This is a genomic window from Methylorubrum aminovorans, assembly GCF_022179725.1.
GTDB lineage: Bacteria > Pseudomonadota > Alphaproteobacteria > Rhizobiales > Beijerinckiaceae > Methylobacterium > Methylobacterium aminovorans.
On the sequence record NZ_BPRC01000017.1, the window covers coordinates 57,344 to 80,790 of the forward strand.

Annotated in this window: 22 protein-coding genes and 1 tRNA gene; 12 read left to right on the forward strand and 11 right to left on the reverse strand. The window is 67.7% G+C overall.

Going from position 1 to position 23,447, the window contains the following annotated elements:
• From nuoH to MFF24_RS19825, 8 genes are read right to left on the reverse strand one after another with little or no spacing between them, the layout of a single operon-like run.
• Complete coding sequence (nuoH, locus tag MFF24_RS19790) at positions 1–1,023, reverse strand: NADH-quinone oxidoreductase subunit NuoH (protein ID WP_238226652.1); 1,023 nt, start codon at positions 1,021–1,023, stop codon at positions 1–3.
• A gap of 12 nt (positions 1,024–1,035) precedes the next feature.
• On the reverse strand, positions 1,036–3,102 hold the full coding sequence (nuoG, locus tag MFF24_RS19795) for an NADH-quinone oxidoreductase subunit NuoG (RefSeq protein WP_238226655.1): 2,067 nt from the start codon (positions 3,100–3,102) through the stop codon (positions 1,036–1,038).
• A gap of 34 nt (positions 3,103–3,136) precedes the next feature.
• On the reverse strand, positions 3,137–4,438 hold the full coding sequence (gene nuoF, locus MFF24_RS19800) for an NADH-quinone oxidoreductase subunit NuoF (RefSeq protein ID WP_238226656.1): 1,302 nt from the start codon (positions 4,436–4,438) through the stop codon (positions 3,137–3,139).
• A 10-nt stretch (positions 4,439–4,448) separates the two neighbouring features.
• Positions 4,449–5,687: an NADH-quinone oxidoreductase subunit NuoE gene (nuoE, locus tag MFF24_RS19805; RefSeq protein WP_238226658.1), complete on the reverse strand. Its 1,239-nt coding sequence runs from the start codon at positions 5,685–5,687 to the stop codon at positions 4,449–4,451.
• Positions 5,688–5,706: 19 nt separating this feature from the next.
• A complete protein-coding gene (locus MFF24_RS19810; protein ID WP_108939007.1) occupies positions 5,707–6,897 on the reverse strand; it encodes an NADH-quinone oxidoreductase subunit D in 1,191 nt (396 codons plus the stop codon).
• A gap of 11 nt (positions 6,898–6,908) precedes the next feature.
• Complete coding sequence (locus MFF24_RS19815; RefSeq protein WP_133091323.1) at positions 6,909–7,568, reverse strand: NADH-quinone oxidoreductase subunit C; 660 nt, start codon at positions 7,566–7,568, stop codon at positions 6,909–6,911.
• A gap of 11 nt (positions 7,569–7,579) precedes the next feature.
• Positions 7,580–8,167, reverse strand: coding sequence for a NuoB/complex I 20 kDa subunit family protein (locus tag MFF24_RS19820; RefSeq protein WP_108939009.1), 588 nt, complete (start codon positions 8,165–8,167; stop codon positions 7,580–7,582).
• 52 nt (positions 8,168–8,219) lie between these two features.
• Complete coding sequence (locus MFF24_RS19825) at positions 8,220–8,585, reverse strand: NADH-quinone oxidoreductase subunit A (RefSeq protein WP_108939010.1); 366 nt, start codon at positions 8,583–8,585, stop codon at positions 8,220–8,222.
• A 541-nt stretch (positions 8,586–9,126) separates the two neighbouring features.
• On the opposite strand from MFF24_RS19825, the gene MFF24_RS19830 reads away from it, so the two are divergent.
• A tRNA-Asp gene (locus MFF24_RS19830) sits at positions 9,127–9,203 on the forward strand.
• Between the two features lie 213 nt (positions 9,204–9,416).
• Positions 9,417–9,905 (forward strand): CAP domain-containing protein, encoded by a 489-nt coding sequence (locus MFF24_RS19835; RefSeq protein WP_133091322.1) that lies wholly within the window; start codon positions 9,417–9,419, stop codon positions 9,903–9,905.
• 39 nt (positions 9,906–9,944) lie between these two features.
• Here MFF24_RS19835 and MFF24_RS19840 read toward each other — a convergent pair whose 3' ends face one another.
• Complete coding sequence (locus tag MFF24_RS19840; RefSeq protein WP_231345766.1) at positions 9,945–10,376, reverse strand: pseudoazurin; 432 nt, start codon at positions 10,374–10,376, stop codon at positions 9,945–9,947.
• Positions 10,377–10,674: 298 nt separating this feature from the next.
• Here MFF24_RS19840 and carB point away from each other — a divergent pair, with 298 nt between their 5' ends.
• The 6 genes from carB (at position 10,675) to MFF24_RS19870 (ending at position 18,836) form a co-directional block, all read left to right on the forward strand.
• On the forward strand, positions 10,675–14,148 hold the full coding sequence (gene carB / locus MFF24_RS19845) for a carbamoyl-phosphate synthase large subunit (RefSeq protein WP_238226661.1): 3,474 nt from the start codon (positions 10,675–10,677) through the stop codon (positions 14,146–14,148).
• Positions 14,149–14,284: 136 nt separating this feature from the next.
• On the forward strand, positions 14,285–14,761 hold the full coding sequence (gene greA, locus MFF24_RS19850; RefSeq protein WP_197711636.1) for a transcription elongation factor GreA: 477 nt from the start codon (positions 14,285–14,287) through the stop codon (positions 14,759–14,761).
• 5 nt (positions 14,762–14,766) lie between these two features.
• Positions 14,767–15,270, forward strand: coding sequence for a hypothetical protein (locus tag MFF24_RS19855; protein WP_238226663.1), 504 nt, complete (start codon positions 14,767–14,769; stop codon positions 15,268–15,270).
• Positions 15,271–15,303: 33 nt separating this feature from the next.
• Positions 15,304–16,377: a mitochondrial fission ELM1 family protein gene (locus MFF24_RS19860; RefSeq protein WP_238226664.1), complete on the forward strand. Its 1,074-nt coding sequence runs from the start codon at positions 15,304–15,306 to the stop codon at positions 16,375–16,377.
• A 157-nt stretch (positions 16,378–16,534) separates the two neighbouring features.
• Positions 16,535–17,509 (forward strand): thioredoxin-disulfide reductase, encoded by a 975-nt coding sequence (gene trxB / locus MFF24_RS19865; RefSeq protein WP_238226667.1) that lies wholly within the window; start codon positions 16,535–16,537, stop codon positions 17,507–17,509.
• 436 nt (positions 17,510–17,945) lie between these two features.
• Positions 17,946–18,836 (forward strand): LysR family transcriptional regulator, encoded by an 891-nt coding sequence (locus tag MFF24_RS19870; RefSeq protein WP_060772152.1) that lies wholly within the window; start codon positions 17,946–17,948, stop codon positions 18,834–18,836.
• Positions 18,837–18,854: 18 nt separating this feature from the next.
• Here MFF24_RS19870 and MFF24_RS19875 read toward each other — a convergent pair whose 3' ends face one another.
• Complete coding sequence (locus MFF24_RS19875) at positions 18,855–19,304, reverse strand: hypothetical protein (RefSeq protein ID WP_238226668.1); 450 nt, start codon at positions 19,302–19,304, stop codon at positions 18,855–18,857.
• Between the two features lie 186 nt (positions 19,305–19,490).
• Here MFF24_RS19875 and aroQ point away from each other — a divergent pair, with 186 nt between their 5' ends.
• From aroQ to aat, 4 genes are all read left to right on the forward strand, one after another.
• Entirely contained in the window at positions 19,491–19,946 is a 456-nt protein-coding gene (gene aroQ / locus MFF24_RS19880) for a type II 3-dehydroquinate dehydratase (protein WP_238226670.1), read from the forward strand.
• Between the two features lie 16 nt (positions 19,947–19,962).
• Positions 19,963–20,436: an acetyl-CoA carboxylase biotin carboxyl carrier protein gene (gene accB / locus MFF24_RS19885; RefSeq protein WP_108939016.1), complete on the forward strand. Its 474-nt coding sequence runs from the start codon at positions 19,963–19,965 to the stop codon at positions 20,434–20,436.
• Between the two features lie 10 nt (positions 20,437–20,446).
• Positions 20,447–21,814 carry an acetyl-CoA carboxylase biotin carboxylase subunit gene (gene accC / locus MFF24_RS19890; RefSeq protein WP_238226673.1) on the forward strand — a complete coding sequence of 456 codons (1,368 nt, stop codon included), beginning with the start codon at positions 20,447–20,449 and terminating at the stop codon, positions 21,812–21,814.
• A gap of 200 nt (positions 21,815–22,014) precedes the next feature.
• Positions 22,015–22,689 carry a leucyl/phenylalanyl-tRNA--protein transferase gene (gene aat, locus MFF24_RS19895; protein ID WP_108939018.1) on the forward strand — a complete coding sequence of 225 codons (675 nt, stop codon included), beginning with the start codon at positions 22,015–22,017 and terminating at the stop codon, positions 22,687–22,689.
• Positions 22,690–22,814: 125 nt separating this feature from the next.
• On the opposite strand, the gene MFF24_RS19900 is transcribed toward aat, so the two are convergent.
• Entirely contained in the window at positions 22,815–23,435 is a 621-nt protein-coding gene (locus tag MFF24_RS19900; RefSeq protein ID WP_373322723.1) for a TetR/AcrR family transcriptional regulator, read from the reverse strand.
• Positions 23,436–23,447: the final 12 nt, after the last annotated feature.

A 23,447-nucleotide genomic window follows, 5' to 3' on the forward strand; every position in this document is an offset into this window, starting at 1 on the left:
TCAGGCTCCCGGCGCAAGGCCGGTGAGCTTGAGGACGAAGGCGACGACGATGACCGAGATCAGCGAGAGCGGAAGGAACACCTTCCAGCCGAGCCGCATGAGCTGGTCGTAGCGGTAGCGGGGCACCATGGCCTTCACCATGGCGATCATGAAGAACAGGAAGCTGGCCTTCAGCGTGAACCAGATCACGCCGGGCACCCAGGTGAAGGGTGCGAACGGGATCGGCGAGAGCCAGCCGCCGAGGAAAAGGACCGTGCCGAGCGCGCACATGGTCATGATCGCCACGTACTCGCCGAGCATGAACAGCAGGTATGGCGTCGAGGAATACTCGACCATGTAGCCCGCCACGAGTTCCGACTCGGCCTCCGGCAGATCGAAGGGCGGGCGGTTGGTCTCAGCGAGCGCCGAGACGAAGAACACGCCGAACATCGGGAACAGCCAGAGCCAGTACCAGCCGAACAGGCCGAGCGCGGTGTCCTGCGCCATGACGATGCGCGAGAGGTTGAGCGAGCCGGCACACAGCAGCACGCAGATGATGACGAAGCCGAGCGAGACTTCGTAGGAGATCATCTGCGCCGCCGAGCGGAGCGCGCCGAGGAACGCGTATTTCGAGTTCGAGGCCCAGCCGCCCATGATGACGCCGTAGACGCCGAGCGAGGAGATCGCGAAGATGTAGGTGATGCCGACATTGATGTCGGCGATCGCCCAGCCGTCGGCCAGCGGGATCACCGCCCAGGACGCCAGCGCCAGCATCGCGAAGACCAGCGGCGCCAGCAGGAAGATCGCCTTGTTGGCGCCCGCCGGGATCACCGGCTCCTTCAGCACGAACTTGAGCAAGTCGGCAAAGGACTGGAACAGGCCCCAGGGCCCGACCACGTTCGGGCCGCGGCGCAACTGCACCGCCGCCCAGATCTTGCGGTCGGCCAGCAGCGCGTAGGCGATGAAGACGAGAAGTGCTGCCAGCAGCACGAAGCTCTTCAGCGCGATCAGGAGGACGGTGCCGAGCACTTCCCAGAGGGTCATCGCGGGCGTCCCTTATTCCGCCGCTTCGAGGGCGCGGCCCCGGGCGAGGCCGGAGCACTCGGCGAGCACCCGCGAGGCGCGGGCGATCGGGTTGGTCAGGTAGAAGTCGGCGATCGGCGAGGAGAAGGCCGCCTTCTCCGTCGTGCCCGGAAGGGCGGCGAGCCGATCGAGGGTGGCCGCCGCGTCGGAGGCTCCGATCTGCCCGACCGCTGCGAGATGCGGATGCGCCGCATACATCGCCTTGCGAAGCGCGGCGAGTGAATCGTAGGGCAGGCGGTTGCCGAGCACGTCGGAGAGCGCGCGCAGGATCGCCCAGTCCTCGCGGGCATCGCCCGGCGGGAAGCCGGCGCGGTTGGCCATCTGCACCCGGCCCTCGAGGTTGACGTAGGTCGCGCTCTTCTCGGTGTAGGCAGCGCCCGGCAGGATCACGTCGGCGCGGCTCGCGCCGGCATCGCCGTGGGTGCCCTGGTAGATCACGAAGGCGCCCGGCCCGATCACCCGCTCGTCGGCGCCGAGATTGAACACCACGTCGAGCGCGCCCGGCTCCAGCATCTGCGTGAAGGTCAGGCCGCCCTCCCCCGGCACGAAACCGAGATCGAAGGCGCCGACACGGGCGGCCGCCGTATTGAGCACGCCGAAGCCGTTCCAGCCCTCGGTCACCGCGCCGACATCCTTGACCAGCGCCGCAGCGGCGGCGAGCGACCCGAGCCCGCCTTCGCCGACGATGATGAGCGGACGCTCGGCCTTCCTCAGCACGTCGAGGAAGCTGTGCTCGCCCTTGGCGATGGAGCCGAGCGTGTCGGTGCCGGCGCCGAGATAGGTGTAGGGGTAGGTCAGGTCCGGCTGCTCATCGAGGATCAGGCCGATGGAGACCGGGGCCATGCGCCAGCGCTTGCGGATGCGGACGTTGAGCAGCGAGGCTTCCGTGCGCGGGTTGGCGCCGACGATCAGGATCGCATCCGCCTGCTCGATGCCGGGGATGGTCGCGCCCAGCGTGTAGGCGGCCCGACCCCAGGCCGGATCAATCGCCTCGCCGGTCTGGCGCGCGTCGAGGTTAGTGACGCCGAGCGAGCCCATCAGCGCCTTGAGGGCGAAGATCTCTTCCGCACCGGCAAGGTCGCCGACGAGGGCGCCGACGCGCTTGGGATCGGCGCCCTTCACCTTGGCGGCAATCGCCGAGAAGGCCTCCCCCCAGGAAGCGGGGCGCAGGCGGCCGTTCTCGCGCAGGAACGGGCGATCGAGGCGCTGGAGGCGCAAGCCGTCGACGACGTGGCGCGTCTTGTCGGAGATCCACTCCTCGTTGATCTCCTCGCTGATGCGCGGCTCGATCTGCATCACCTCGCGGCCGCGGGCATCGATGCGGATCGCCGAGCCCACCGCGTCCATCACGTCGACGGATTCGGTCTTGTGCAGCTCCCACGGGCGCACGTTGTAGCTCTGCGGCAGGTGGACGAGAGCGCCGACCGGGCAGAGATCGGCGACGTTGCCCTGAAGCTCCGAGCCCATCGCCTGTTCGAGGTAGCTCGTGATTTCCATGTCCTCGCCGCGGCCGATGGCGCCGAGATCCGGCACGCCGGCCACTTCCGCCAGGAAGCGGACGCAGCGGGTGCAGTGGATGCAGCGGTTCATCGCCGTGCGCACCAGCGGGCCGATATACTTTTCCTCGACCGCCCGCTTGTTCTCGCTGTAGCGGGTCGAGTCGACGCCGTAGGCCATCGCCTGATCCTGCAGGTCGCAATGGCCACCCTGGTCGCAGATCGGGCAATCGAGCGGGTGGTTGATGAGGAGGAACTCCATCACCCCCTCGCGCGCCTTCTTCGTCGTGCCGGAGCGCGTCAGCACCTCCGGCGGCTCGCCGTTCGGGCCGGGCCGGCAATCCTTCACCGCGTAGGCGCAGGACGCCACGGGCTTCGGCGCGCCCTTCAGCTCGACGAGGCACATGCGGCAATTGCCGGCGATCGACAGCCGCTCGTGGAAGCAGAAGCGCGGGATCTCCGCGCCCGCGATCTCGCAGGCCTGCAGTAAGGTGTAGTCGGCCGGAACATCGACCTCGGTGCCGTCGATGAGGATTTTGGTCATCGGGTCATCTCGAAGGTGAGCATCGGGGCGGCGCTCACTCCGCCGCCATCGGCACCGCATCCATGTGCGGGTTCGCGCTGTACTGGTCGATCCGCTTCTCGATCTCGGGCCGGAAGTGCCGGATCAGGCCCTGGATCGGCCAGGCCGCGGCGTCGCCGAGCGCGCAGATCGTGTGGCCTTCGACCTGCTTGGTGACTTCCAGCAGCATGTCGATCTCGCGCTTCTGCGCCCGGCCCGCGGCCATGCGCGTCAGCACGCGCCACATCCAGCCGGTGCCCTCGCGACAGGGCGTGCACTGGCCGCAGCTCTCGTGCTTGTAGAAGTACGAGATGCGGGCAATCGCGCCGACGATGTCGGTCGATTTGTCGAGCACGATCACCGCCGCGGTGCCGAGGCCCGAGCCGAGGTTGCGCAACGTGTCGAAGTCCATCTTGGCGTCGATGATCTGCTCGGCCGGCACCAACGGCACCGAGGAGCCGCCGGGAATCGAACACAGAAGGTTGTCCCAGCCGCCGCGCATGCCGCCGCAATGCTTGTCGATCAGCTCGCGGAAGGTGATGCCGAGTTCTTCCTCGACGTTGCACGGCTTGTTGACGTGGCCCGACACGCAGAACAGCTTGGTACCGGTGTTGTTCTTGCCGCCCAACCCCGCGAACCACGCGCCGCCGCGGCGCAGGATCGTGCCGGCCACCGCGATCGACTCCACGTTGTTCACCGTCGTGGGACAGCCGTAGAGGCCCATATTGGCCGGGAACGGCGGCTTGAGCCGCGGCATCCCCTTCTTGCCCTCGAGGCTCTCGATCAGCGCCGTCTCTTCGCCGCAGATATACGCGCCGGCGCCGTGGTGGACGTAGATGTCGAAGGGATAGTCGTGGATGTTGGACTTGCCGACGAGGCGGGCTTCGTAGGCCTCGTCTACCGCGCGCTGGAGGGCGAACTTCTCCGCCACGTACTCGCCGCGGATGTAGATGTAGCAGGCATGCGCGCCCATGGCGAAGGACGCCAGCATGCAGCCCTCGATCAGGAGATGCGGGTCATGCCGCATGATCTCCCGGTCCTTGCAGGTGCCGGGCTCCGACTCGTCGGCGTTGACGACGAGGTAGTGCGGGCGCCCGTCGGACTTCTTGGGCATGAACGACCATTTGAGGCCGGTGGGGAAGCCGGCGCCGCCGCGACCGCGCAGGCCGGAGCCCTTCATCTCGTCGATGATCCAGTCCCGACCCATGTCGAGCAGGAACTTGGTGCCGTCCCACGCGCCGCGCTTCTTCGCGGCGTTGAGCCCCGGCGAGTGCTGGCCGTAGAGATTGGTGAAGATGCGATCCTGATCGGAGAGCATGATCCGCTCCTCAACCCTTGCTGCCGCTAAGGTCGGACGCCTGTCCGACCCAGTTCTCCCGGTCGATCCGGCCGGGGAAGGCGAGGTAGGCGCCAACCCAGGCGACTTCCTGCGGGGACCATGCCGCGACTTGATCGTAGTGCCAGACGCCGAGGTCGTTGAGGCGGCGCTGGTTGATCGGGCCGATGCCCTTGATCTTGGTCAGGTCGTCGGGGCGGTCGTCGCGGGGCGCGTCGAGTCCCTTCGGACGGGTTCCGGCCGCGTCGGCGCGGGCCTCCGGGCTTTCGCCCTCGGGCACGTCGTCCCCGGCGCCGACCGTCGCCGGATGATGCGGAGGCTCGGTGCGCAGCACCTTGTCTTCCTCGACGGCCGGGTTCTGGGCGGACGGCGCCGCGGCGTCACGCGCCTGCGCCCGATCCTCCGGCTTCACCGGCGCCTCCCCGGCACTCGCCCGCTCGGCGGGGGCATCGACGGCGTTCGACTCGTTGGCGCGCCCGGCCTGCGGACGAGCCGGCTTGGTCTCGTCCTTGACGCGGGCCTCGGTCGATGCGGCTTCGTCCTTCTTGACGTCCTCCTCGCACCCACTGGCACCGTCGGTCTGCTCGAAGCGCTTGCGCCACGCGCCGACACGGGAACCGTCGAACAGGCTCTCGTCGGTCAGGGTGTTGACCGCGTCCTTGGGCTCGGAGGAGATCCGGCCGATCTGCGAACCGACCTTCACGGGACGGCCGGCGGCGAGATCGTCCATGAGCTTGTTCAGGCTCTCAGGGGTGAGATCCTCGTAATAGTCCTGATTGATCTGCACCATCGGCGCGTTGCAGCAGGCACCGAGGCACTCAACTTCGAGCCAGGAGAAATTGCCGTCCGCCGAGACGTGACCGGAGGGGCCGAGGCGGTCGTGGAGCGCAGCCTTCAGCTCCTTCGCCCCGCAGCAATCGCAGGGCACGGTGCCGCAAACCTGAATCCAGAATCGGCCGACCGGCTCCAGGGCAAACATCGTGTAGAAGGTCGCCACCTCCAGCACGCGGATATGCGGCATGCCGAGCTGGTCGGCGACCGCCTCGATCGCCTTTTGCGGCAGCCAGCCGCCATTCTGCTCCTGCGCCTTCCACAGGAGCGGAATCACGGCCGAAGCCTGCCGGCCTTCCGGATACTTTTCGATTTGGCCGCGGGCCCAGTCGGCGTTCTCCGGAGTGAACGCGAAGTCTTGGGGCTGCTCGGCGGCGGGGGCTAGCCTGCGGTTCGCCATGGCGTTTCGACCCGTCTCCTCAGCGGTCCACTTCGCCGAACACGATGTCGAGCGTGCCGAGCACGCAGGACACGTCGGCGAGCAGGTGGCCGCGGCACATCCAATCCATCGCCTGAAGATGGGCGAAGCCCGGAGCGCGGATCTTGCAGCGGTAGGGTTTGTTGGTGCCGTCGGAGACGAGGTAGACGCCGAACTCGCCCTTGGGCGCTTCGACAGCCGCATACACCTCGCCCTCGGGCACGTGGAAACCCTCGGTATAGAGCTTGAAGTGGTGGATGAGCGCTTCCATCGAGCGCTTCATCTCCCGGCGCGGTGGCGGCGCGAACTTGCCGTCGAGGGAGGCGATCGGTCCCTGCCCGGCGGGCTCGCGCAGCTTGGCGCAGCACTGCTTCATGATCTTCACGGATTCCCGCATCTCTTCCATGCGGATCACCTGGCGATCGTAGGTGTCGCCGTTCTTCCCCACGGGGATGTCGAACTCCATCTCCTCGTAGAGTTCGTAGGGCTGCGACTTGCGCAGGTCCCACGGGATGCCGGAGCCGCGCACCATCACGCCGGAGAAGCCCCAGGCCATCGCCTCGTCCACCGAGACGATGCCGATGTCGACGTTGCGCTGCTTGAAGATGCGGTTGGCCATGACGAGGTTGTCGAGGTCGTCGACCACCTGCAGGAACGGATCGCAGAACGCCTCGATGTCGTCGATCAGCGCGGGCGGCAGGTCCTGATGCACGCCGCCAGGGCGGAAGTAGTTGGCGTGAAGACGAGCGCCGGAGGCGCGCTCGTAGAAGATCATCAGCTTCTCACGCTCCTCGAAGCCCCACAGGGGCGGCGTCAGCGCGCCGACGTCCATCGCCTGCGTGGTGACGTTGAGGAGGTGGGAGAGCAGCCGCCCGATCTCGCAGAACAGGGTGCGGATGAGCTGCGCTCGGCGCGGGACCTCGATGCCGGCGAGCTTCTCGATCGCGAGGCAGAAGGCGTGCTCCTGATTCATCGGCGACACGTAGTCGAGCCGGTCGAAATAGGGTGTCGCCTGGAGATAGGTCTTGTGCTCGATCAGCTTCTCGGTGCCGCGATGAAGCAGGCCGATATGCGGATCGACCCGCTCGACCACTTCGCCGTCGAGCTCCAGCACGAGGCGCAGCACGCCGTGCGCCGCCGGGTGCTGCGGCCCGAAATTGATCGAGAAGTTGCGGATGTTGTGCTCAGACATGACCGCAGCCCTCAGCTCGACTTCTTCTCGTCGCCCGGCAGCACGTAGTCCGTGCCCTCCCACGGCGACAGGAAGTCGAAGTTGCGGAATTCCTGGGTGAGCTTGACCGGCTCGTAGACGACCCGCGCCTCATCCTGGTCGTAGCGGACCTCGACGAACCCGGTGAGCGGGAAGTCCTTGCGCAGCGGGTGGCCCTCGAAGCCGTAATCGGTCAGCAGCCGGCGCAGATCGGGATGGCCCGAGAACAGGATGCCGTAGAGATCGTAGGTTTCGCGCTCGAACCAGTTCGCCGCCGGGAAGACCGGAATGGCCGAGGGTACCGGCGTCGCGGCGTCGGTCTGCACCTTCACACGCACCCGCATGTTATGGCGCAGGGACAGCAGGTGATAGACGACGTCGAAGCGGCGCGCCCGCTGCGGGTAATCGGCGCCGCAGATGTCGATGAAGCAGCGGAAGGCGCAATTCGGATCGTCGCGCAGGTAGGTCAGCGCGTAGACGATGTCGCTGCCCTGGACGATCAGCGTCAGCTCGCCGAAGGCGATACTCCAGTCCGTGACCGCAGGGCCGAGCGCCCCGGCGATGCGCTCGCCCATGGCGCGGAGCGCATCCTCGCCCTGAGCCGCCGCGACGGTGCGGCGGAGCGTGATGCCGTTGGTGGTGATGGCCTCCATCGTGCCCTCCCTCACCGCTCGATCGTGCCGGTGCGGCGGATCTTCCGCTGCAGCAGCAGCACGCCGTAGAGCAGCGCCTCGGCGCTCGGCGGGCAGCCCGGCACGTAGATGTCCACCGGCACCACACGGTCGCACCCACGCACCACCGAGTAGGAATAGTGATAGTAGCCGCCGCCATTGGCGCAGGAGCCCATGGAGATGACGTAGCGCGGCTCCGGCATCTGGTCGTAGACCTTGCGCAAAGCCGGAGCCATCTTGTTGGTCAGCGTGCCGGCGACGATCATCACGTCGGACTGACGCGGCGAGCCGCGGGGCGCGAAGCCGAAGCGCTCGCAATCGTAGCGCGGCATCGACATCTGCATCATCTCGACCGCGCAGCAGGCGAGACCGAACGTCATCCACATTAGCGAGCCGGTGCGGGCCCAGTTGATGAGCTCGTCGGCGGAGGTCACGAGGAAGCCGCGGTCGGCCAACTCGTTGTTGATCGACAGGAAGGTCGGATCGTTCGCGCCGATCGGGCGGCCGGTCGCGGGATCGAGGATCCCTTTGGGTGCCGGCGCGATGTCGGGCGCGCGGGAGAAGGTCGGAGTCAGGGCCATCTCTGCCTCTGAGCGAGAGCGGAAGGGAAACGACGCAGGGCGAGCCGCGCCGCTAGTCCCATTCGAGGGCGCCCTTGCGCCACTCGTAGACGAAGCCGACGGTGAGGACACCGAGGAAGACCATCATCGACCAGAAGCCGAACCAGCCGAGTTCCCCGAAGGTGATCGCCCAGGGAAACAGGAAGGCGACCTCAAGGTCGAAGATGATGAACAGGATCGCCACGAGGTAGAAGCGCACGTCGAACTTCATGCGCGCGTCATCGAACGCGTTGAAACCACACTCGTAGGCGGAGAGCTTCTCGGGATCGGGGCTTGAATAGGCCACGACAAACGGCGCGATCAGCAGCGCCACCGCGATGAACAGCGACACGCCGAGGAAGATGATGAGCGGCAGGTAGTCTGCCAGCAGGCCGGTCATGCCGCACCTCTCATATGGTTGCGCGTGAGGATCATGAGCGACGGCCCTCGCGACGGTTTCCGGCCTGCGGAATCCCTCGGATGGAATTCCTCCAATGCCAGACTGAGCGCGGGCGAGGCTTAGACGACCCCCCCCGGCGAAACAAGGGCATTGCGCGTCGCACAATCACCTCTTTGGCTGACAGATGGGGGTATCCGTGCATCGGACGACGGGACCGATCGGCGCATGCCCTGCCACGCTTGAGCCTTGCCGTTTCATCCCTGCCGCTCCGTCGGCTTTCATTCCTCGTATTGAGCTTGGCATTTGGCATACCAGGCGGGGTCGCCACAAGAGCGCCCGGCGCGACTCAGCATCCTCACGATCTGCCCGCTGCCTTCGCTTCAACGACGCGCAGGTTCTTACGCGGCGTTCCGAACTGGCTCATCCACCATCCGTCGCCGAACCGTCGCATTCCGCGATTCTGCGGCTTGACAGCCCAGGGCGCCCCACCTAAACCCCGCCTCGTCGCCGACACGAGCCCAGCCGGCCGGCGACGCAGAACGCGGGCGTAGCTCAGTCGGTTAGAGTGCCGGCCTGTCACGCCGGAGGTCGCGGGTTCGAGCCCCGTCGCCCGCGCCATGTTCCCAGCTTCGAGCCGGAACATCTCCTCCCAGAACATCGCCCGATGATCGCCTTGCACCAACGCTTGTTGGTAGGCGCCGTCACTCCTCGTTCGAGCGTGTCCGCGATGTCACAGAGACCCGCCTCGTCAGACACCGGCAGCAGGCCGCCGCGGTTTCGCCGCACCGTCCGCGGAAGCGGGCGCTCCCCGTGGCAATTCCATTCACCTCGATGCCGAACCTGCGCCTTTCCGTCGTCGCGACGCTGATCACCCTCACGCTCGCCGGCTGCGGCGGCTCTCCTGTGCTCGATGCCGGGATGCCGACATTGCCGGTGATCCTCGACGAGCAGGCGGCCGCCGCCGCGATTTCCCGCTACCGGGCGCAGCACGGTCTCGGTCCGGTCACCCTCGACCGCAGCCTGATCACCGCAGCCTCGTTCCAGGCGAGAGCCAACGCGAGCGCCGGGCGGCTCAGCCACGAGATCGCCGGCAGCTTCGACAGCCGCATGGCGAGCGCCGGGTTCGGCAAACGCTACGCCTCGGAGAACCTGAGCGCGGGCTCGGAGACCTTCGACCAGGTGCTCGCCCGCTGGAAGGCCTCGCCCGAGCACAACCGCAACATGCTGATGCCGCAGTTGCGTCGAGTCGGCATCGCCCGGGTCGATGCTCCGGCGACGCGCTATAAGCGGTTCTGGGCGCTCGTGATGGCGGGCGAGTGAGGCGAACGGCCCGAGCCCGAAGGGACCGGGCCGCCGACATCACTGAACCTGGGCGAGCAGCGGCTCCATGCGCTTCTGCGTCAGCTTGTTGTGCTGCACGCTCTTGGCCGCTTCGAGGTTGTCGCGCTTGTCGCCGACCACGACCAAGGCGACCATGCCCATCATGTAATGCGGCGAGCATTTGAAGCCGTAGACGCCTTCCTTGTCGAACTTGACCACGGCCTCCTGCCCCACGGCCGACTTCACGTACTCCGCGCCCTCCGGCGCCATGCCCTTGATGGTCTCGACGTTGTGCCCCTTGTCGGTGGGCACGAACTTGATGCTGTCGCCGGGCTTCAACCGGACGAAGGCGGGATCGAACACCATCATTCCGCCCGGCCCACTGTTCAGCATCTTGACCGAAACCTCGTCGGCCATCGCCGGCAAGGTCACGGCGAGAGCGGCGGCGGCCACCAAAGCCCTGAAGATCATTGTCTGTTTCCTCATAATAATTCTTACTATCATCGACAAATTCGCCGATATACACGAAATATAGAATCCATATTGATCCATCAAATCGATATTTTATTGCGAAATTGAATAATTATACTTCGATATACGCCGCTGCGGCGGCCCTGCGCGGCATAGGCCGGGCGGCCCTTTCAAACCCGCGCGGCTGCGTGTAAACGCGGGGCTTGACGATCATCCCAGCGCCTGCGCCCCCTTGGCGCCGCCTTCGAAACGGCGGTGCGCGAGGGCGAGCGCGCGCGAACTCGATTCAAGGCGCTCAATGCCGAAACGCACCGACATCTCCTCCATTCTCATCATCGGTGCGGGCCCCATCATCATCGGGCAGGCCTGCGAATTCGATTATTCCGGCACCCAGGCCTGCAAGGCGCTGCGGGAAGAGGGCTACCGGATCGTCCTGGTCAATTCGAATCCGGCGACGATCATGACCGATCCGGACATGGCCGACGCCACCTATGTCGAGCCGATCACGCCGGAGATCGTCGCCAAGATCATCGAGAAGGAGCGGCCCGACGCGCTGCTGCCGACCATGGGCGGCCAGACCGCGCTCAATTGCGCGCTGTCCTTGAAGCGCATGGGCGTGCTGGAAAAATTCGGCGTGCAGATGATCGGCGCCACGGCCGAGGCCATCGACAAGGCGGAGGACCGCAACCTCTTCCGCGACGCGATGACCAAGATCGGCCTGGAGACGCCGAAATCGGCGCTCGCCAACGCCTCCGCCGCCAAGAAGGCCGACCGCGACCGCTACCTCGCCGAGAAGGCGCGCATCGAGGCGGCGCAGTCGGATCCGGCGGCCCGCGAGGCGGCGCTCGCCGAGTTCGAGCGGCAGTGGAGCGGCGGCGAGGGCGATCGGCGGCGGCGCTACATCGAGCACGCGCTCGGTCAGGCGCTGATCGCGCTCGCCGAGGTCGGCCTGCCGGCGATCATCCGCCCGTCCTTCACCATGGGCGGCACCGGCGGCGGCATCGCCTACAATCGCGAGGAATTCCTCGAAATCGTCGAGCGCGGCATCGACGCCTCGCCGACCAACGAGGTGCTGATCGAGGAGAGCGTGCTCGGCTGGAAGGAGTACGAGATGGAGGTCGTCCGCGACAAGGCGGACAACTGCATCATCGTCTGCTCGATCGAGAACGTCGATCCGATGGGCGTCCACACCGGCGACTCCATCACCGTGGCCCCGGCGCTCACGCTCACCGACAAAGAATATCAGGTGATGCGCGACGCCTCGCTCGCCGTGCTGCGCGAGATCGGCGTCGAGACCGGCGGCTCGAACGTGCAGTTCGCGATCGACCCGAAGACGGGCCGGATGATCGTGATCGAGATGAACCCGCGCGTCTCGCGCTCCTCTGCGCTCGCCTCGAAGGCCACCGGCTTTCCGATCGCCAAGGTCGCGGCCAAGCTCGCGGTCGGCTACACGCTCGACGAGATCGCCAACGACATCACCGGCGGCGCGACCCCGGCCTCGTTCGAGCCGACGATCGACTACGTCGTCACCAAGATCCCGCGCTTCGCCTTCGAGAAATTCCCCGGCGCCGAGCCGACCCTGACCACCGCGATGAAGTCGGTGGGTGAGGCGATGGCGATCGGCCGCTGCTTCGCGGAATCGCTGCAGAAGGCCCTGCGCTCGCTGGAGACGGGGCTGACCGGCCTCGACGAGATCGAGATCGAAGGGCTGGGCAAGGGCGACGACCACAACGCGATCAAGGCGGCGCTGGGCACGCCGACGCCGGACCGCCTGCTCAAGGTCGCCCAGGCGATGCGCCTCGGGATCAGCCACGAGGAGATCTACGCCTCCTGCGCGATCGATCCGTGGTTCCTCGAACAGCTTCAGGCCATCGTCGATCTGGAGAACCGGGTGAAGGCGCACGGCCTGCCGGGGACTCCGGGCGCCTTCCGCCAGCTCAAGGCCGCCGGCTTCTCCGACGCGCGGCTCGCCGTGCTGACCGACACCGACGAGGATGCGGTGCGCGCCGCCCGCCGGGCGCTCGGCGTGCGCCCGGTCTTCAAGCGGATCGACACCTGCGCCGCCGAGTTCAAGGCGCCGACCGCCTACATGTACTCGACCTACGTCGCCCCCTTCGCCGGCCAGACCGCCGACGAGGCGTACCCGTCCGACAAGAAGAAGGTCATCATCCTCGGCGGCGGCCCGAACCGGATCGGCCAGGGCATCGAGTTCGATTATTGCTGCTGCCACGCCTGCTTCGCGCTGACGGAGGCCGGCTACGAGACCATCATGGTCAACTGCAACCCGGAGACGGTCTCGACCGACTACGACACCTCCGACCGGCTCTACTTCGAGCCGCTGACGGCGGAGGACGTGCTCGAGATCATCGAGACCGAGCGGCAGGCGGGCCAGCTCCACGGCGTGATCGTGCAGTTCGGCGGGCAGACCCCGCTCAAGCTCGCCCGCGCCCTGGAAGGCGCCGGCGTGCCGATCCTCGGCACTTCGCCCGACGCGATCGACCTCGCCGAGGACCGCGACCAGTTCAAGCGCCTGCTGGACAAGCTCGGTCTCAAGCAGCCCAAGAACGGCATCGCCTACTCGGTGGAGCAGAGCCGGCTGGTGGCGGCCGAACTCGGCCTGCCCTTCGTCGTGCGCCCGAGCTACGTGCTCGGCGGGCGCGCCATGGCGATCATCCGCGACGAGACGCAGTTCGCCGAGTACCTGCTCGGGACGCTCCCGAGCCTGATCCCGTCCGACATCAAGGCGCGCTACCCCAACGACAAGACGGGGCAGATCAACACGGTGCTGGGCAAGAACCCGCTCCTGTTCGACCGCTACCTCTCGGACGCGACCGAGGTCGATGTCGATGCGGTCTGCGACGGCGAGAGCGTGTTCATCGCCGGTATCATGGAGCACATCGAGGAGGCGGGCATCCATTCGGGCGATTCCGCCTGCTCGCTGCCGCCGCGTACCCTGTCGCCCGAGATCATCGCGGAACTGGAGCGCCAGACGAAGGCAATGGCGCTGGCCCTCAAGGTCGGCGGCCTGATGAATGTGCAGTACGCGATCAAGGACGGCGCGATCTACGTGCTGGAGGTCAACCCGCGCGCCTCGCGCACGGTCCCCTTCGTCGCCAAGGTGATCGGCGAGCCGATCGCCAAGATCGCCGCGCGGATCATGGCCGGCGAGCGCCTCGACAGCTTCGGCCTCAAGCCCAAGCAGCTCGACCACATCGCGGTGAAGGAGGCGGTGTTCCCCTTCGCCCGCTTCCCCGGCGTCGACGTGCTGCTCGGGCCGGAGATGCGCTCCACCGGCGAGGTAATCGGGCTCGACGCCGGCTTCGGCGTGGCGTTCGCCAAGAGCCAGCTCGGCTCCGGCACGGCGGTGCCGCGCACCGGCACGGTGTTCGTCTCCGTGCGCGACGACGACAAGCCCCGCGTGCTGCCGACGATCCGGTTGTTGTCGGATCTCGGCTTCACCATCCTCGCCACCGGCGGCACCCAGCGCTACCTGGCGGACGAGGGCATCCCGACCCAGCGCATCAACAAGGTGCTGGAGGGCCGCCCCCACATCGTCGATTCGATCAAGAACGGCGACATCGCGCTCGTGATCAACACGACGGAGGGGGCCGGTGCGCTCTCCGACTCGCGCTCGCTCCGCCGGGCGGCCCTCTTGCATAAAGTGCCGTACTACACCACTCTCGCCGGCGCGATGGCGGCGGCCGAGGGGATCAAGGCCTATCTTGAAGGCGATCTCCAGGTGCGTGCCTTGCAGGAATACTTCGCGGCCTAAATAGACGTTCGTGTGCCGGGTGGCCCGCCGCGCGGAGGCGGGCGACCCGGGACCATACATCGAGAGCCGTTATCCCGGCCCGGAAGGAGTGTCACACTCCGGCCGGGCCTCTTCATTGTGGCGCGAGACCATGAGCATCGACAAGCTTCCCATCACGGCACGCGGCTACGCAGCCCTCGAGGAAGAGCTGAAGCAGCGCCAGCAGGTGGAACGTCCCCGGATCATCCAGGCGATCTCCGAGGCCCGCGCGCTCGGCGACCTTTCCGAGAACGCCGAGTACCACGCCGCCAAGGAGGCCCAGTCGCACAACGAGGGCCGGGTGCTCGAACTTGAGAGCATGATCGCGCGTGCCGAGATCATCGACACGTCGAAGCTCTCGGGTTCGAAGATCAAGTTCGGCGCCCGCGTGAAGCTCGTGGACGAGGACACCGAGGAGGAGAAGACCTACCAGCTCGTCGGCGAGCCGGAGGCGGATGTACGCGAGGGTCGCGTCTCGATCTCCTCGCCCATCGCCCGCGCCCTGATCGGCAAGACGGTCGGCGACACGGTGGAGGTCACGACGCCGGGCGGGGGCAAGTCCTACGAGGTCGTCGCCGTCGAGTGGGGAGCCTGAGCCCCGTGCGCGTCCCCGGTCTCGCGGCCGCGTTCGGCCTTTTGGCCGGGGCCGTGCTTACCGTACCGGCCGCGGCGCAGAATTTCGGCCGCATCGGCGGCGTCGCCGTCGATGCGCGGCCGTTGCAGGCCTATGCCAGGGGTCCGCAGACCGAAGCGCTGCGGGCGGACCTGACGGAGGCCCTGCGGCGCAGCTTCAGTGACCGCATCGTGCGCGGCGGCCCGACACTGGTGGTGCGCGTGAGCGGCCTCTCGCTCACTCCCTATGCCGGCGGAGAAGGCTTCGGTCGCGGCGGCAGCCTCGGCGGCGGCGGCGCGACCGACTACCTCGACGGCGAGGCTCTGTTGGTCGGGCGCGGGGGCGAGATCCTCGCGCGCCACCCGCAGCTCTCGGCTCTGCCCGCGAGTTCCGGCGGCGCTTGGTATGATCCGGCCTCCGAACGGCGGCGGGTCGCAGCGCTCGCCGAGCACTACGCGCAATGGCTGCGGCGGAGACTCCCGGCGCAGTAGGCTGGGTTTTGTGGGACCAGGGGTTTGCGTCGCGTGAACGAACAAGGGCCGGCAAAGGCCGACGGCAACGGACCGCCGGAACTCGCGCGGGCCCGCACCTGGATTCTCACCGACGGTAAGGCCGGCGACGAGAACCAGTGCCTCGGCATCGCCGAGGCGCTCGGCCTCACTTACGAGACGCGGCGGATTCCGGACGGACGCCCCCTGACCTGGATGGCCCCCTGGGGGCCGATCGATCCGCGGGACGCGCCGGGTCGGGCCGGGGGCCTGCTGCAAGGCCCGCTTCCCGACGTGCTGATCGCCTCGGGGCGGCGCGCCGTGCCCTATCTGCGCGCCCTGCGCCGGGCCTCCGGCGGCAAGACCTTCACGGCCTTCCTCAAGGATCCGCGCACCGGCCATGATACGGCGGACTTCATCTGGGTTCCCGACTACGACGACCTGCGCGGGCCCAACGTCTTCACCACGCTCACCGCGCCGCACCCCGTCTCCCGCGCCCGGCTCGACGCCGCCCGCACGACGCCCGACCCGCGGCTCGCGCGCCTGCCTTGGCCGCGGATCGCCGTGCTGATCGGCGGCGACAGCCGGCACCTGCGCTACCGCAAGGCCGACATGCAGCGGCTCGTGCGCGATCTCACAAAGCTCGCCGAGGGCGGCTGCTCGCTGATGCTGACGGTCTCGCGGCGCACGCCGCCGGAGTTGCGCACCGCGCTCGAAAACCTGGTGAGGGACAAGGGCGGCTTTTTCTGGGACGGCAGCGGCGAGAACCCTTACGTCGGCATGCTGGCGATCGCCGACCACATCGTCGTCACCTCCGATTCCGCCAACATGGTCGGCGAGGCCGCGAGCACCGGCGTGCCGCTCCTGCTGTTCGACCTGCCGCGCACCTATATCCGGCACAGGCGGATGTTCGCGGGCCTTGCCATGGCCGGCGCGCTGAAACCCTTCATCGGCCGCCTGGAGGCCCTGCGCTACGCCCCGATCGACGCGACGCCGGAGATCGCCGCGGCCCTGGCCGCGGCGTATGGGCAGCATCGGCGGCGCTTCGCGCCGGAGCGACCGGGGGACGATCGTACCCCACTCGCTTCGTCTGCGCGCGGATCGCTCTGAGGTCGTGGCCGGACAAGACGGGACGTTTCCACGCGTCCCGATCTTCGGAAGGAAATGTTTGCGCGTGCCGTGCAGGATCGGGCGGGACGCAACACAGGACGAGTGGACGGCCGGCCTTTCAGAAGACCGTGCCCGCCCCTGACAGGAGACGGCACAGATGGCGCACACCCATGCGAGGCTCGTGATCATCGGCTCGGGGCCGGCCGGTTACACCGCCGCGATCTACGCCGCCCGCGCCATGGTCGAGCCCCTGCTGATCTCGGGTTTCCAGCCCGGCGGGCAGTTGATGATCACCACCGATGTGGAGAACTATCCGGGCTTCGCCGAGGCGATCCAGGGCCCCTGGCTGATGGAGCAGATGCGCCTCCAGGCCGAGCATGTCGGCACCAAGATCGTCTCGGAATACATCACGAGCGTCGATCTCAACGTCCGCCCGTTCCGGCTTGAGGCTGATTCCGGCGAGACCTACACCTGCGACGCGCTGATCATCGCCACCGGCGCCCAGGCGAAGTGGCTCGGCCTCCCCTCGGAGGCGAAGTTCCAGGGCTTCGGCGTCTCGGCCTGCGCCACCTGCGACGGCTTCTTCTTCCGCGGCAAGGACGTCACCGTGGTCGGCGGCGGCAACACCGCGGTCGAGGAAGCGCTCTATCTGGCCAACCTTGCCAAGTCGGTCACCGTGATCCACCGCCGCGGCGAGTTCCGGGCCGAGCGCATCCTGCAGGAGCGCCTGTTCAAGCACGCCAACGTCACGGTGAAATGGCACCACGCGGTGGAGGAGATCTGCGGCTCCGACGCGCCGCCCTCCGTCACGCATCTGCGCCTCAAGGACCTGCGGTCCGGAGAGATCGTCGAGCAGCCCACCGACGGCCTGTTCGTCGCCATCGGCCACCAGCCGGCCACCGCGATCTTCGAGGGCCAGTTGCCGATGCGGCACGGCGGCTACATCAACGTGACGCCGGGCACCACCGAGACGGAGATTCCGGGCGTGTTCGCCGCGGGCGACGTGACCGACGACGTCTACCGCCAGGCGATCACCGCGGCCGGCATGGGCTGCATGGCGGCACTGGAGGCGGAGAAGTTTCTCGCCAATCTCGAGGTCGGGGAGAGTCCGGCTAAGGCCGCGGCCGAGTAAGGAGGCCTCACGAGACGCCCGATCACCGGCCGTCGTCGCTCCGGCGGCGACGGCCGGGCGGGCGTTTTGCGAGGACACTGAACCGCCGGGCCGGCGGCCCGCGCGCGTCGGGTCTTTTGTGGGCGTTTCAAGTACTGCTCAAAAGACTGCCCGCCTCACCGTCGTGTCGGACGCGCAGACCGAGCGGGAAGCGAGGCTGTCGAAGCATTCAAGACGTTGTTCGATCCGCATTTCCCTGTTGATGGCGAAAAAGACGCAACGAAATCGCAAGCTTGCCGCCCTAACCTGAAGGCTGCGGGAGCCGGCAGGTTTCGCAAAGGAGCCTTCCGCCGGGCACGGCGGGGTAGCAGACTGGCGTCGTGCAACGCCCGAAGGTCGTGGTCCCCGTGACGGGCTGACCGCGACGGGCCGACCTCGACGGGCGGGAGTGACGGCCTTGGATTGGGACAAGATCCGGATTTTCCTCAACGTCGCGGAGGCCGGGAGCTTCACGCGCGCGGGCGACGACATCGGCCTGAGCCAGTCGGCGGTGAGCCGGCAGATCAGCGCGCTCGAGCGCGAGTTGAAGGCCCCCCTGTTCCACCGGCACGCCCGCGGCCTGATCCTGACCGAGCAGGGCGACCTGCTGTTCCGTGCCGCCCGCGACATGAAGCTCCGGCTGGAGAACACCCGCGCCCGCCTCGTCGAGACCAGTGAGCGCCCCTCCGGCGACTTGCGGGTGACGACGACGGTGGGCTTAGGCACCTCCTGGCTGTCGCAGCGCGTCTCCGAATTCCTCGATCTCTATCCGGACGTGCGGATCGAGTTGGTGCTCACCAACGAGGAACTCGACCTCGCCATGCGCGAGGCCGACATCGCCATCCGCATGCGACGTCCGGCCCAGCCCGACCTGATCCAGAGGCGGCTGTTCACGGTGCACTACCACGCCTTCGCGAGCCCCGATTACGTCAAGCGCTTCGGCGAACCCAAAACCATCGCCGATCTCGACGAGCACCGCCTCGTCTCCTTCGGCGGCAACGAGCCGTCCTACCTGCTCGCGACCCACTACCTCGCCAGCATCGGCCGCGAGGGGGACGAGCGCCGTCCGGTCCATTTCACGGTCAACAACATCACCGCCCTCCACAAGGCGATGGAGGCCGGCGTCGGTGTCGGCATCCTGCCGGACTACGCCGTCGACGGGAACGAGAGCCTCGTCCAGGTGCTGCGCGAGAGCGAGATGCCGACGATGGAGAGCTACCTCGTCTACGCCGAGGAGATGCGCTCGGTGGCCCGCGTCCAGGCTTTTCGCGATTTCCTCGTCAACAAGGCGCAGCGCTGGACCTACTGACCCCTCCCTCGGACGGTCTCAGGTTCCGCCCAGCACTTGAACGAACCGCCCGTCCGCCGTCTCGATCGCGGGGGCAAAATCCGGCTCCTGAAGCGACCCGAAGATGAGCAGGACCGCGATGCGGCCGTCCCGGTAGTAGTCTTCATTCGACAGCTCGACCTGTTCGGGCTCGAGAGTATCCCAGATCCGTTCCAGATCGGCACCGAGACCGCCCGGCACGAGACCGGATTCGCGGTGGACCTCGATCATCGGTGCGCTCGCCTCGCGCCGGATCCGGGCGCTGTCCGAAGCCAGCCGCGCCATGGCCGCGACCTGCTTTTCCGACGGGCCGTCCGGGCCGGCGCGGACGATGAGCTGGAACGGCGTCTCGAAACCGTCCAGGCGGACATGCCCCTCCCAGTAGCGGCTGACATAAGTGATCCTGCCCAGGAGCGGATGCTCCAGACTCGGCTTCCGGTCTCCGATCATCCCAAGGCCCCTCGTCCGCAGCGCGTCTCCCATGCCCCCGTCCGCCCGCGCGGAGCCCTGGGAGCCTTAAGGAAAGGGCAACCTAATCATGCCCGCGCACCCTTGTCGCGCACCGACGCACTCGTCTAAGACCGCCCTTCCTGCCGGGCGGTTCGCGAAGCCGCCGGCCGACGCTAGCCGGACGGCATGATCGCGATTCACTGCCTCAACGGGCCGAACCTCAACCTGCTGGGCCAGCGCGAGCCGGGCATCTACGGCGGCGCCACGCTTGCCGATATCGAGCGGAGCCTGCGGGATCACGCGGTTCGCCTCGATATCGCCCTGACCTTCCGTCAGACGAATCACGAGGGCGAACTCGTGACGTTCGTGCAGGAGGCCGGCGCCGCCGGGGCCGGCGTTCTCATCAACGCCGCCGCCTACACGCACACATCGATCGCCCTGCGCGACGCGATCAAGGGCGCGGGAGTGACGGCGGTGGAGGTCCACCTCTCGAACGTCCATGCCCGCGAGGAATTCCGGCACGTGTCGCGGATCGCCCCGGTCTGTGCCGGCGTGATTTCGGGCTTCGGTCCCCACAGTTACGTTGTCGGGCTCGATGCCCTCGCCCATCTCCTGCGCGGACAGCTCCTGTCCGCCTCCTGACGTGAACCAAGAGCCGATGGCCAAGAACGAACCCTTCGATCCCGAACTGGTGCGCGAGCTCGCCCGGATGGTCGCCGAGACCGACCTGAGCGAGATCGAGGTCGAGAAGGGTGACTTGCGCATCCGCGTCGCCCGCAAGATCGAGGCGGTCTCGGTTCAGGTCGCGCCCCCCGCCCCGGCCCTGGTCGCGGCGGCCCCGGCTGCGGCGCCTCCCGCCGCCCTGGCGCCAGCGCCCGCCAAATCTGGCGCGGGTCATCCCGGCGCCGTGCCCTCGCCGATGGTCGGCACCGCCTATCTGCGCCCCTCGCCGGACGCCAAGCCGTTCATCGAGATCGGCACGAAGGTCCAGGCCGGCGACAAGCTCCTGCTGGTCGAGGCGATGAAGACCTTCAACGAAATCGTCGCGCCCCGCGCCGGTACGGTGACCGCGATCTTCGTCGAGGACGGGATGCCGGTCGAGTACGGCGAAGCCCTCCTCGTTCTCGAGTAGCCTCCCCGCGATGTTCGATAAGATCCTGATCGCCAACCGCGGCGAGATCGCGCTCCGCATCCTGCGGGCGGCGAAGGAGCTCGGTATCGCCACCGTGGCGGTCCACTCGACGGCGGATGCCGACGCCATGCATGTGCGGCTGGCCGACGAGAGCGTCTGCATCGGCCCGCCCGCCGCCCGCGACAGCTACCTCAACATCCCCTCGATCATCGCCGCCTGCGAGATCACCGGGGCGGATGCCGTGCATCCCGGCTATGGCTTCCTCTCGGAGAACGCCAGGTTCGCCGAGGTTCTGGCCCACCACAATATCGGTTTCATCGGCCCCAAGGCCGAGCATATCCGGGTGATGGGCGACAAAATCGAGGCCAAGCGCACCGCCAAGCGCCTCGGCATCCCCTGCGTGCCGGGTTCCGAGGGCGGCGTCACCGACCCGGACGAGGCCAAGCGGGTCGCCGCCGAGATTGGCTATCCCGTGCTGGTCAAGGCGGCCTCCGGCGGCGGCGGACGTGGCATGAAGGTCGCCCGCTCCGAGGGCGAGTTGGAGCAGGCTCTCGACATGGCCCGCACCGAGGCCAAGGCCGCCTTCGGCGATGACGCGGTCTACCTCGAAAAGTACCTGACCAAGCCGCGCCACATCGAAGTGCAGATCCTCGGCGACGGGCGCGGCGGGGCCGTGCATCTGGCCGAGCGCGATTGCTCGCTCCAGCGCCGCCACCAGAAGGTCTGGGAGGAAGGCGGCTCGCCGGCCCTCAATGCCGAGATGCGCGCCGAGATCGGCGGCATCTGCGCCAACGCCATGCGCGAGCTCGGCTATATCGGTGCCGGCACCATCGAGTTCCTCTACGAGGACGGGCGGTTCTACTTCATCGAGATGAACACCCGGATTCAGGTGGAGCACCCCGTCACGGAGATGATCACCGGGATCGACCTCGTGAACGAGCAGATCCGGGTCGCGGCCGGCGGCGGCCTGTCGGTGGCCCAGGAAGACATCAAGGTCGAGGGCCACGCCATCGAGTGCCGAATCAACGCCGAGCATCCGGCGACCTTCCGCCCCTCGCCGGGGCTGATCACCTACTTCCACCCGCCGGGCGGCCTCGGCGTAAGGGTCGATTCGGCCGCCTTCCAGGGCTACCGCATCCCACCGCACTACGACTCGCTGATCGGCAAGCTGATCGTTCACGGGCGCACCCGCAACGAGTGCCTGATGCGTCTGCGCCGGGCGCTGGACGAGTTCGTGGTCGACGGCATCGATACAACGCTGCCCCTGTTCCGGACGCTGGTGCGCAACGCCGACGTCCAGAACGGCCAGTACGACATCCACTGGCTCGAGAGCTTCCTCGCCCGCGAGGCCGCCGCCGGCGTCGAGCTGCGACGCTAGGGCATCGTCCCGAAAGGTGGCCGCCGGCTTTCGGGAAAGGACGATGCGGAAACAAGAGGATCGAGCATCGTCCTGGATCCGAGATCCAGGACGATGCTCTAAGCGGGCAGGGCTTCGCGCCCTGTCACCTTCGCTTCCTCGTCACGCCTGCGCCCCCGTGCCGGCTGGCGCTCGGGCCGGGAGCGCGCGACAACGCTCCGATGCACGACAGGCATCCCGTGGACATCACGCCTGACATCCTGCTCAAGGCCTATGCCGCCGGGATCTTCCCGATGGCCGAGGATGCCGACGATCCGACGATCTACTGGGTCGAGCCCCGGGCCCGCGGCGTGCTGCCCCTCGACCGCTTCCACGTGCCGAAGCGGCTCGCTCGCACCGTGCGGTCCGACCTGTTCGAGGTCGTCAGCGACCGGGACTTCGACGCGGTGATCGATGGCTGCGCCGCCCCGCGGCGGGACACGGCCCGGACCTGGATCAACGCCCGCATCCGCGATCTCTACGGTGCCCTGTTCGATCTCGGCCATTGCCACACGATCGAGGTCTACCACGAGGGGCGCCTTGCAGGCGGCCTCTACGGCGTCTCGCTCGGCGCCGCCTTCTTCGGCGAGAGCATGTTCCACGAGGTGCGCGACGCTTCGAAGGTCGCCTTGGTCCACCTCGTCGCCCGGCTACGGGCGGGCGGCTACCGGCTCGCCGATACGCAGTTCCTCACCGAGCACCTGAGCCAGTTCGGCGTCGAGGAGGTGCCGCGCCACATCTACAAGCGCCAACTCGCCGCCGCGATCACCGAGCGCGCCGAGTGGGGACCGCCCGACCGGAATTTCTGCGGAAGCGAGGCCCTGGCCGCCCTCGGAATCGGCAGCGCCCCCGCATAGTCGGGGTTTCGAAAGGACGAGTCCTTGTCATAGGGTCCAGGGCAGAGCCCTGGTTGAAGGGAAGCCGGGGTTCCACCCCGGCGCCCAGCCAAAGGGATGATCCCTTTGGGAACCCGGGCATTTTCCTATCCGAGGATGGGTTCGAGCCGCAGGAGCCGGCCGGCCAGGGCTGTTGCCGCCTTCGAGTCGATGCGCACGACGTCCCCGACCATGCCGTCGATGATGAGCGACGCGATCCCGTGGACCAGGGCCCAGGATCGCAGGGCTTCCTCGGCCGCGACCGTGGGCGGCACCAAGGCGGCGACGCGGTCGGACAACACCGCATAGGCGGCGGCCGAGGCCTCGCACAGCGCTTGAGGGCGCGCGCCCCCGGATCGGGCCGCAAACATCAGGCGGAACAGGCCGGGCTGGGCGCAGGCGAAGGCGACATAGGCCTCTCCTTGAGCGTAAAGCGCCTCCCTCGCCTCCTTACCCTCCCCTCCCCTGTCGGCCCGTTCCAGCGCCCCACGCAGCCGCTCGAACCCGACCGTCGCCACCGCCGCGAGCAGAGCCTCCTTGTCGGGGAAATGCCGATAGGGCGCCATGGCCGAGACTCCAGCCCTCCGCGCCGCCTCGCGCAACCCGAGATCGGATGGATCACCCCCCTCCTCCAGGATCGACAGGCCAGCCACGATCAGGGCCTCGCGCAATTCGCCGTGATGGTAGCCGCCCCTGCCCGAACCCGATTCTCCCTTCGATGTTGACACTGTAAGCGATAG

Bases quoted from the DNA above. Each gene is read 5' to 3' on its own strand.
- nuoH (WP_238226652.1), bottom strand. From the start codon at position 1,023: ATGACCCTCTGGGAAGTGCTCGGCACCGTCCTCCTGATCGCGCTGAAG.
- nuoG (WP_238226655.1), bottom strand. From the start codon at position 3,102: ATGACCAAAATCCTCATCGACGGCACCGAGGTCGATGTTCCGGCCGAC.
- nuoF (WP_238226656.1), bottom strand. From the start codon at position 4,438: ATGCTCTCCGATCAGGATCGCATCTTCACCAATCTCTACGGCCAGCAC.
- nuoE (WP_238226658.1), bottom strand. From the start codon at position 5,687: ATGGCGAACCGCAGGCTAGCCCCCGCCGCCGAGCAGCCCCAAGACTTC.
- MFF24_RS19810 (WP_108939007.1), bottom strand. From the start codon at position 6,897: ATGTCTGAGCACAACATCCGCAACTTCTCGATCAATTTCGGGCCGCAG.
- MFF24_RS19815 (WP_133091323.1), bottom strand. From the start codon at position 7,568: ATGGAGGCCATCACCACCAACGGCATCACGCTCCGCCGCACCGTCGCG.
- MFF24_RS19820 (WP_108939009.1), bottom strand. From the start codon at position 8,167: ATGGCCCTGACTCCGACCTTCTCCCGCGCGCCCGACATCGCGCCGGCA.
- MFF24_RS19825 (WP_108939010.1), bottom strand. From the start codon at position 8,585: ATGACCGGCCTGCTGGCAGACTACCTGCCGCTCATCATCTTCCTCGGC.
- MFF24_RS19835 (WP_133091322.1), top strand. From the start codon at position 9,417: ATGCCGAACCTGCGCCTTTCCGTCGTCGCGACGCTGATCACCCTCACG.
- MFF24_RS19840 (WP_231345766.1), bottom strand. From the start codon at position 10,376: ATGATCTTCAGGGCTTTGGTGGCCGCCGCCGCTCTCGCCGTGACCTTG.
- carB (WP_238226661.1), top strand. From the start codon at position 10,675: ATGCCGAAACGCACCGACATCTCCTCCATTCTCATCATCGGTGCGGGC.
- trxB (WP_238226667.1), top strand. From the start codon at position 16,535: ATGGCGCACACCCATGCGAGGCTCGTGATCATCGGCTCGGGGCCGGCC.
- MFF24_RS19875 (WP_238226668.1), bottom strand. From the start codon at position 19,304: ATGATCGGAGACCGGAAGCCGAGTCTGGAGCATCCGCTCCTGGGCAGG.
- aroQ (WP_238226670.1), top strand. From the start codon at position 19,491: ATGATCGCGATTCACTGCCTCAACGGGCCGAACCTCAACCTGCTGGGC.
- accB (WP_108939016.1), top strand. From the start codon at position 19,963: ATGGCCAAGAACGAACCCTTCGATCCCGAACTGGTGCGCGAGCTCGCC.
- accC (WP_238226673.1), top strand. From the start codon at position 20,447: ATGTTCGATAAGATCCTGATCGCCAACCGCGGCGAGATCGCGCTCCGC.
- aat (WP_108939018.1), top strand. From the start codon at position 22,015: ATGCACGACAGGCATCCCGTGGACATCACGCCTGACATCCTGCTCAAG.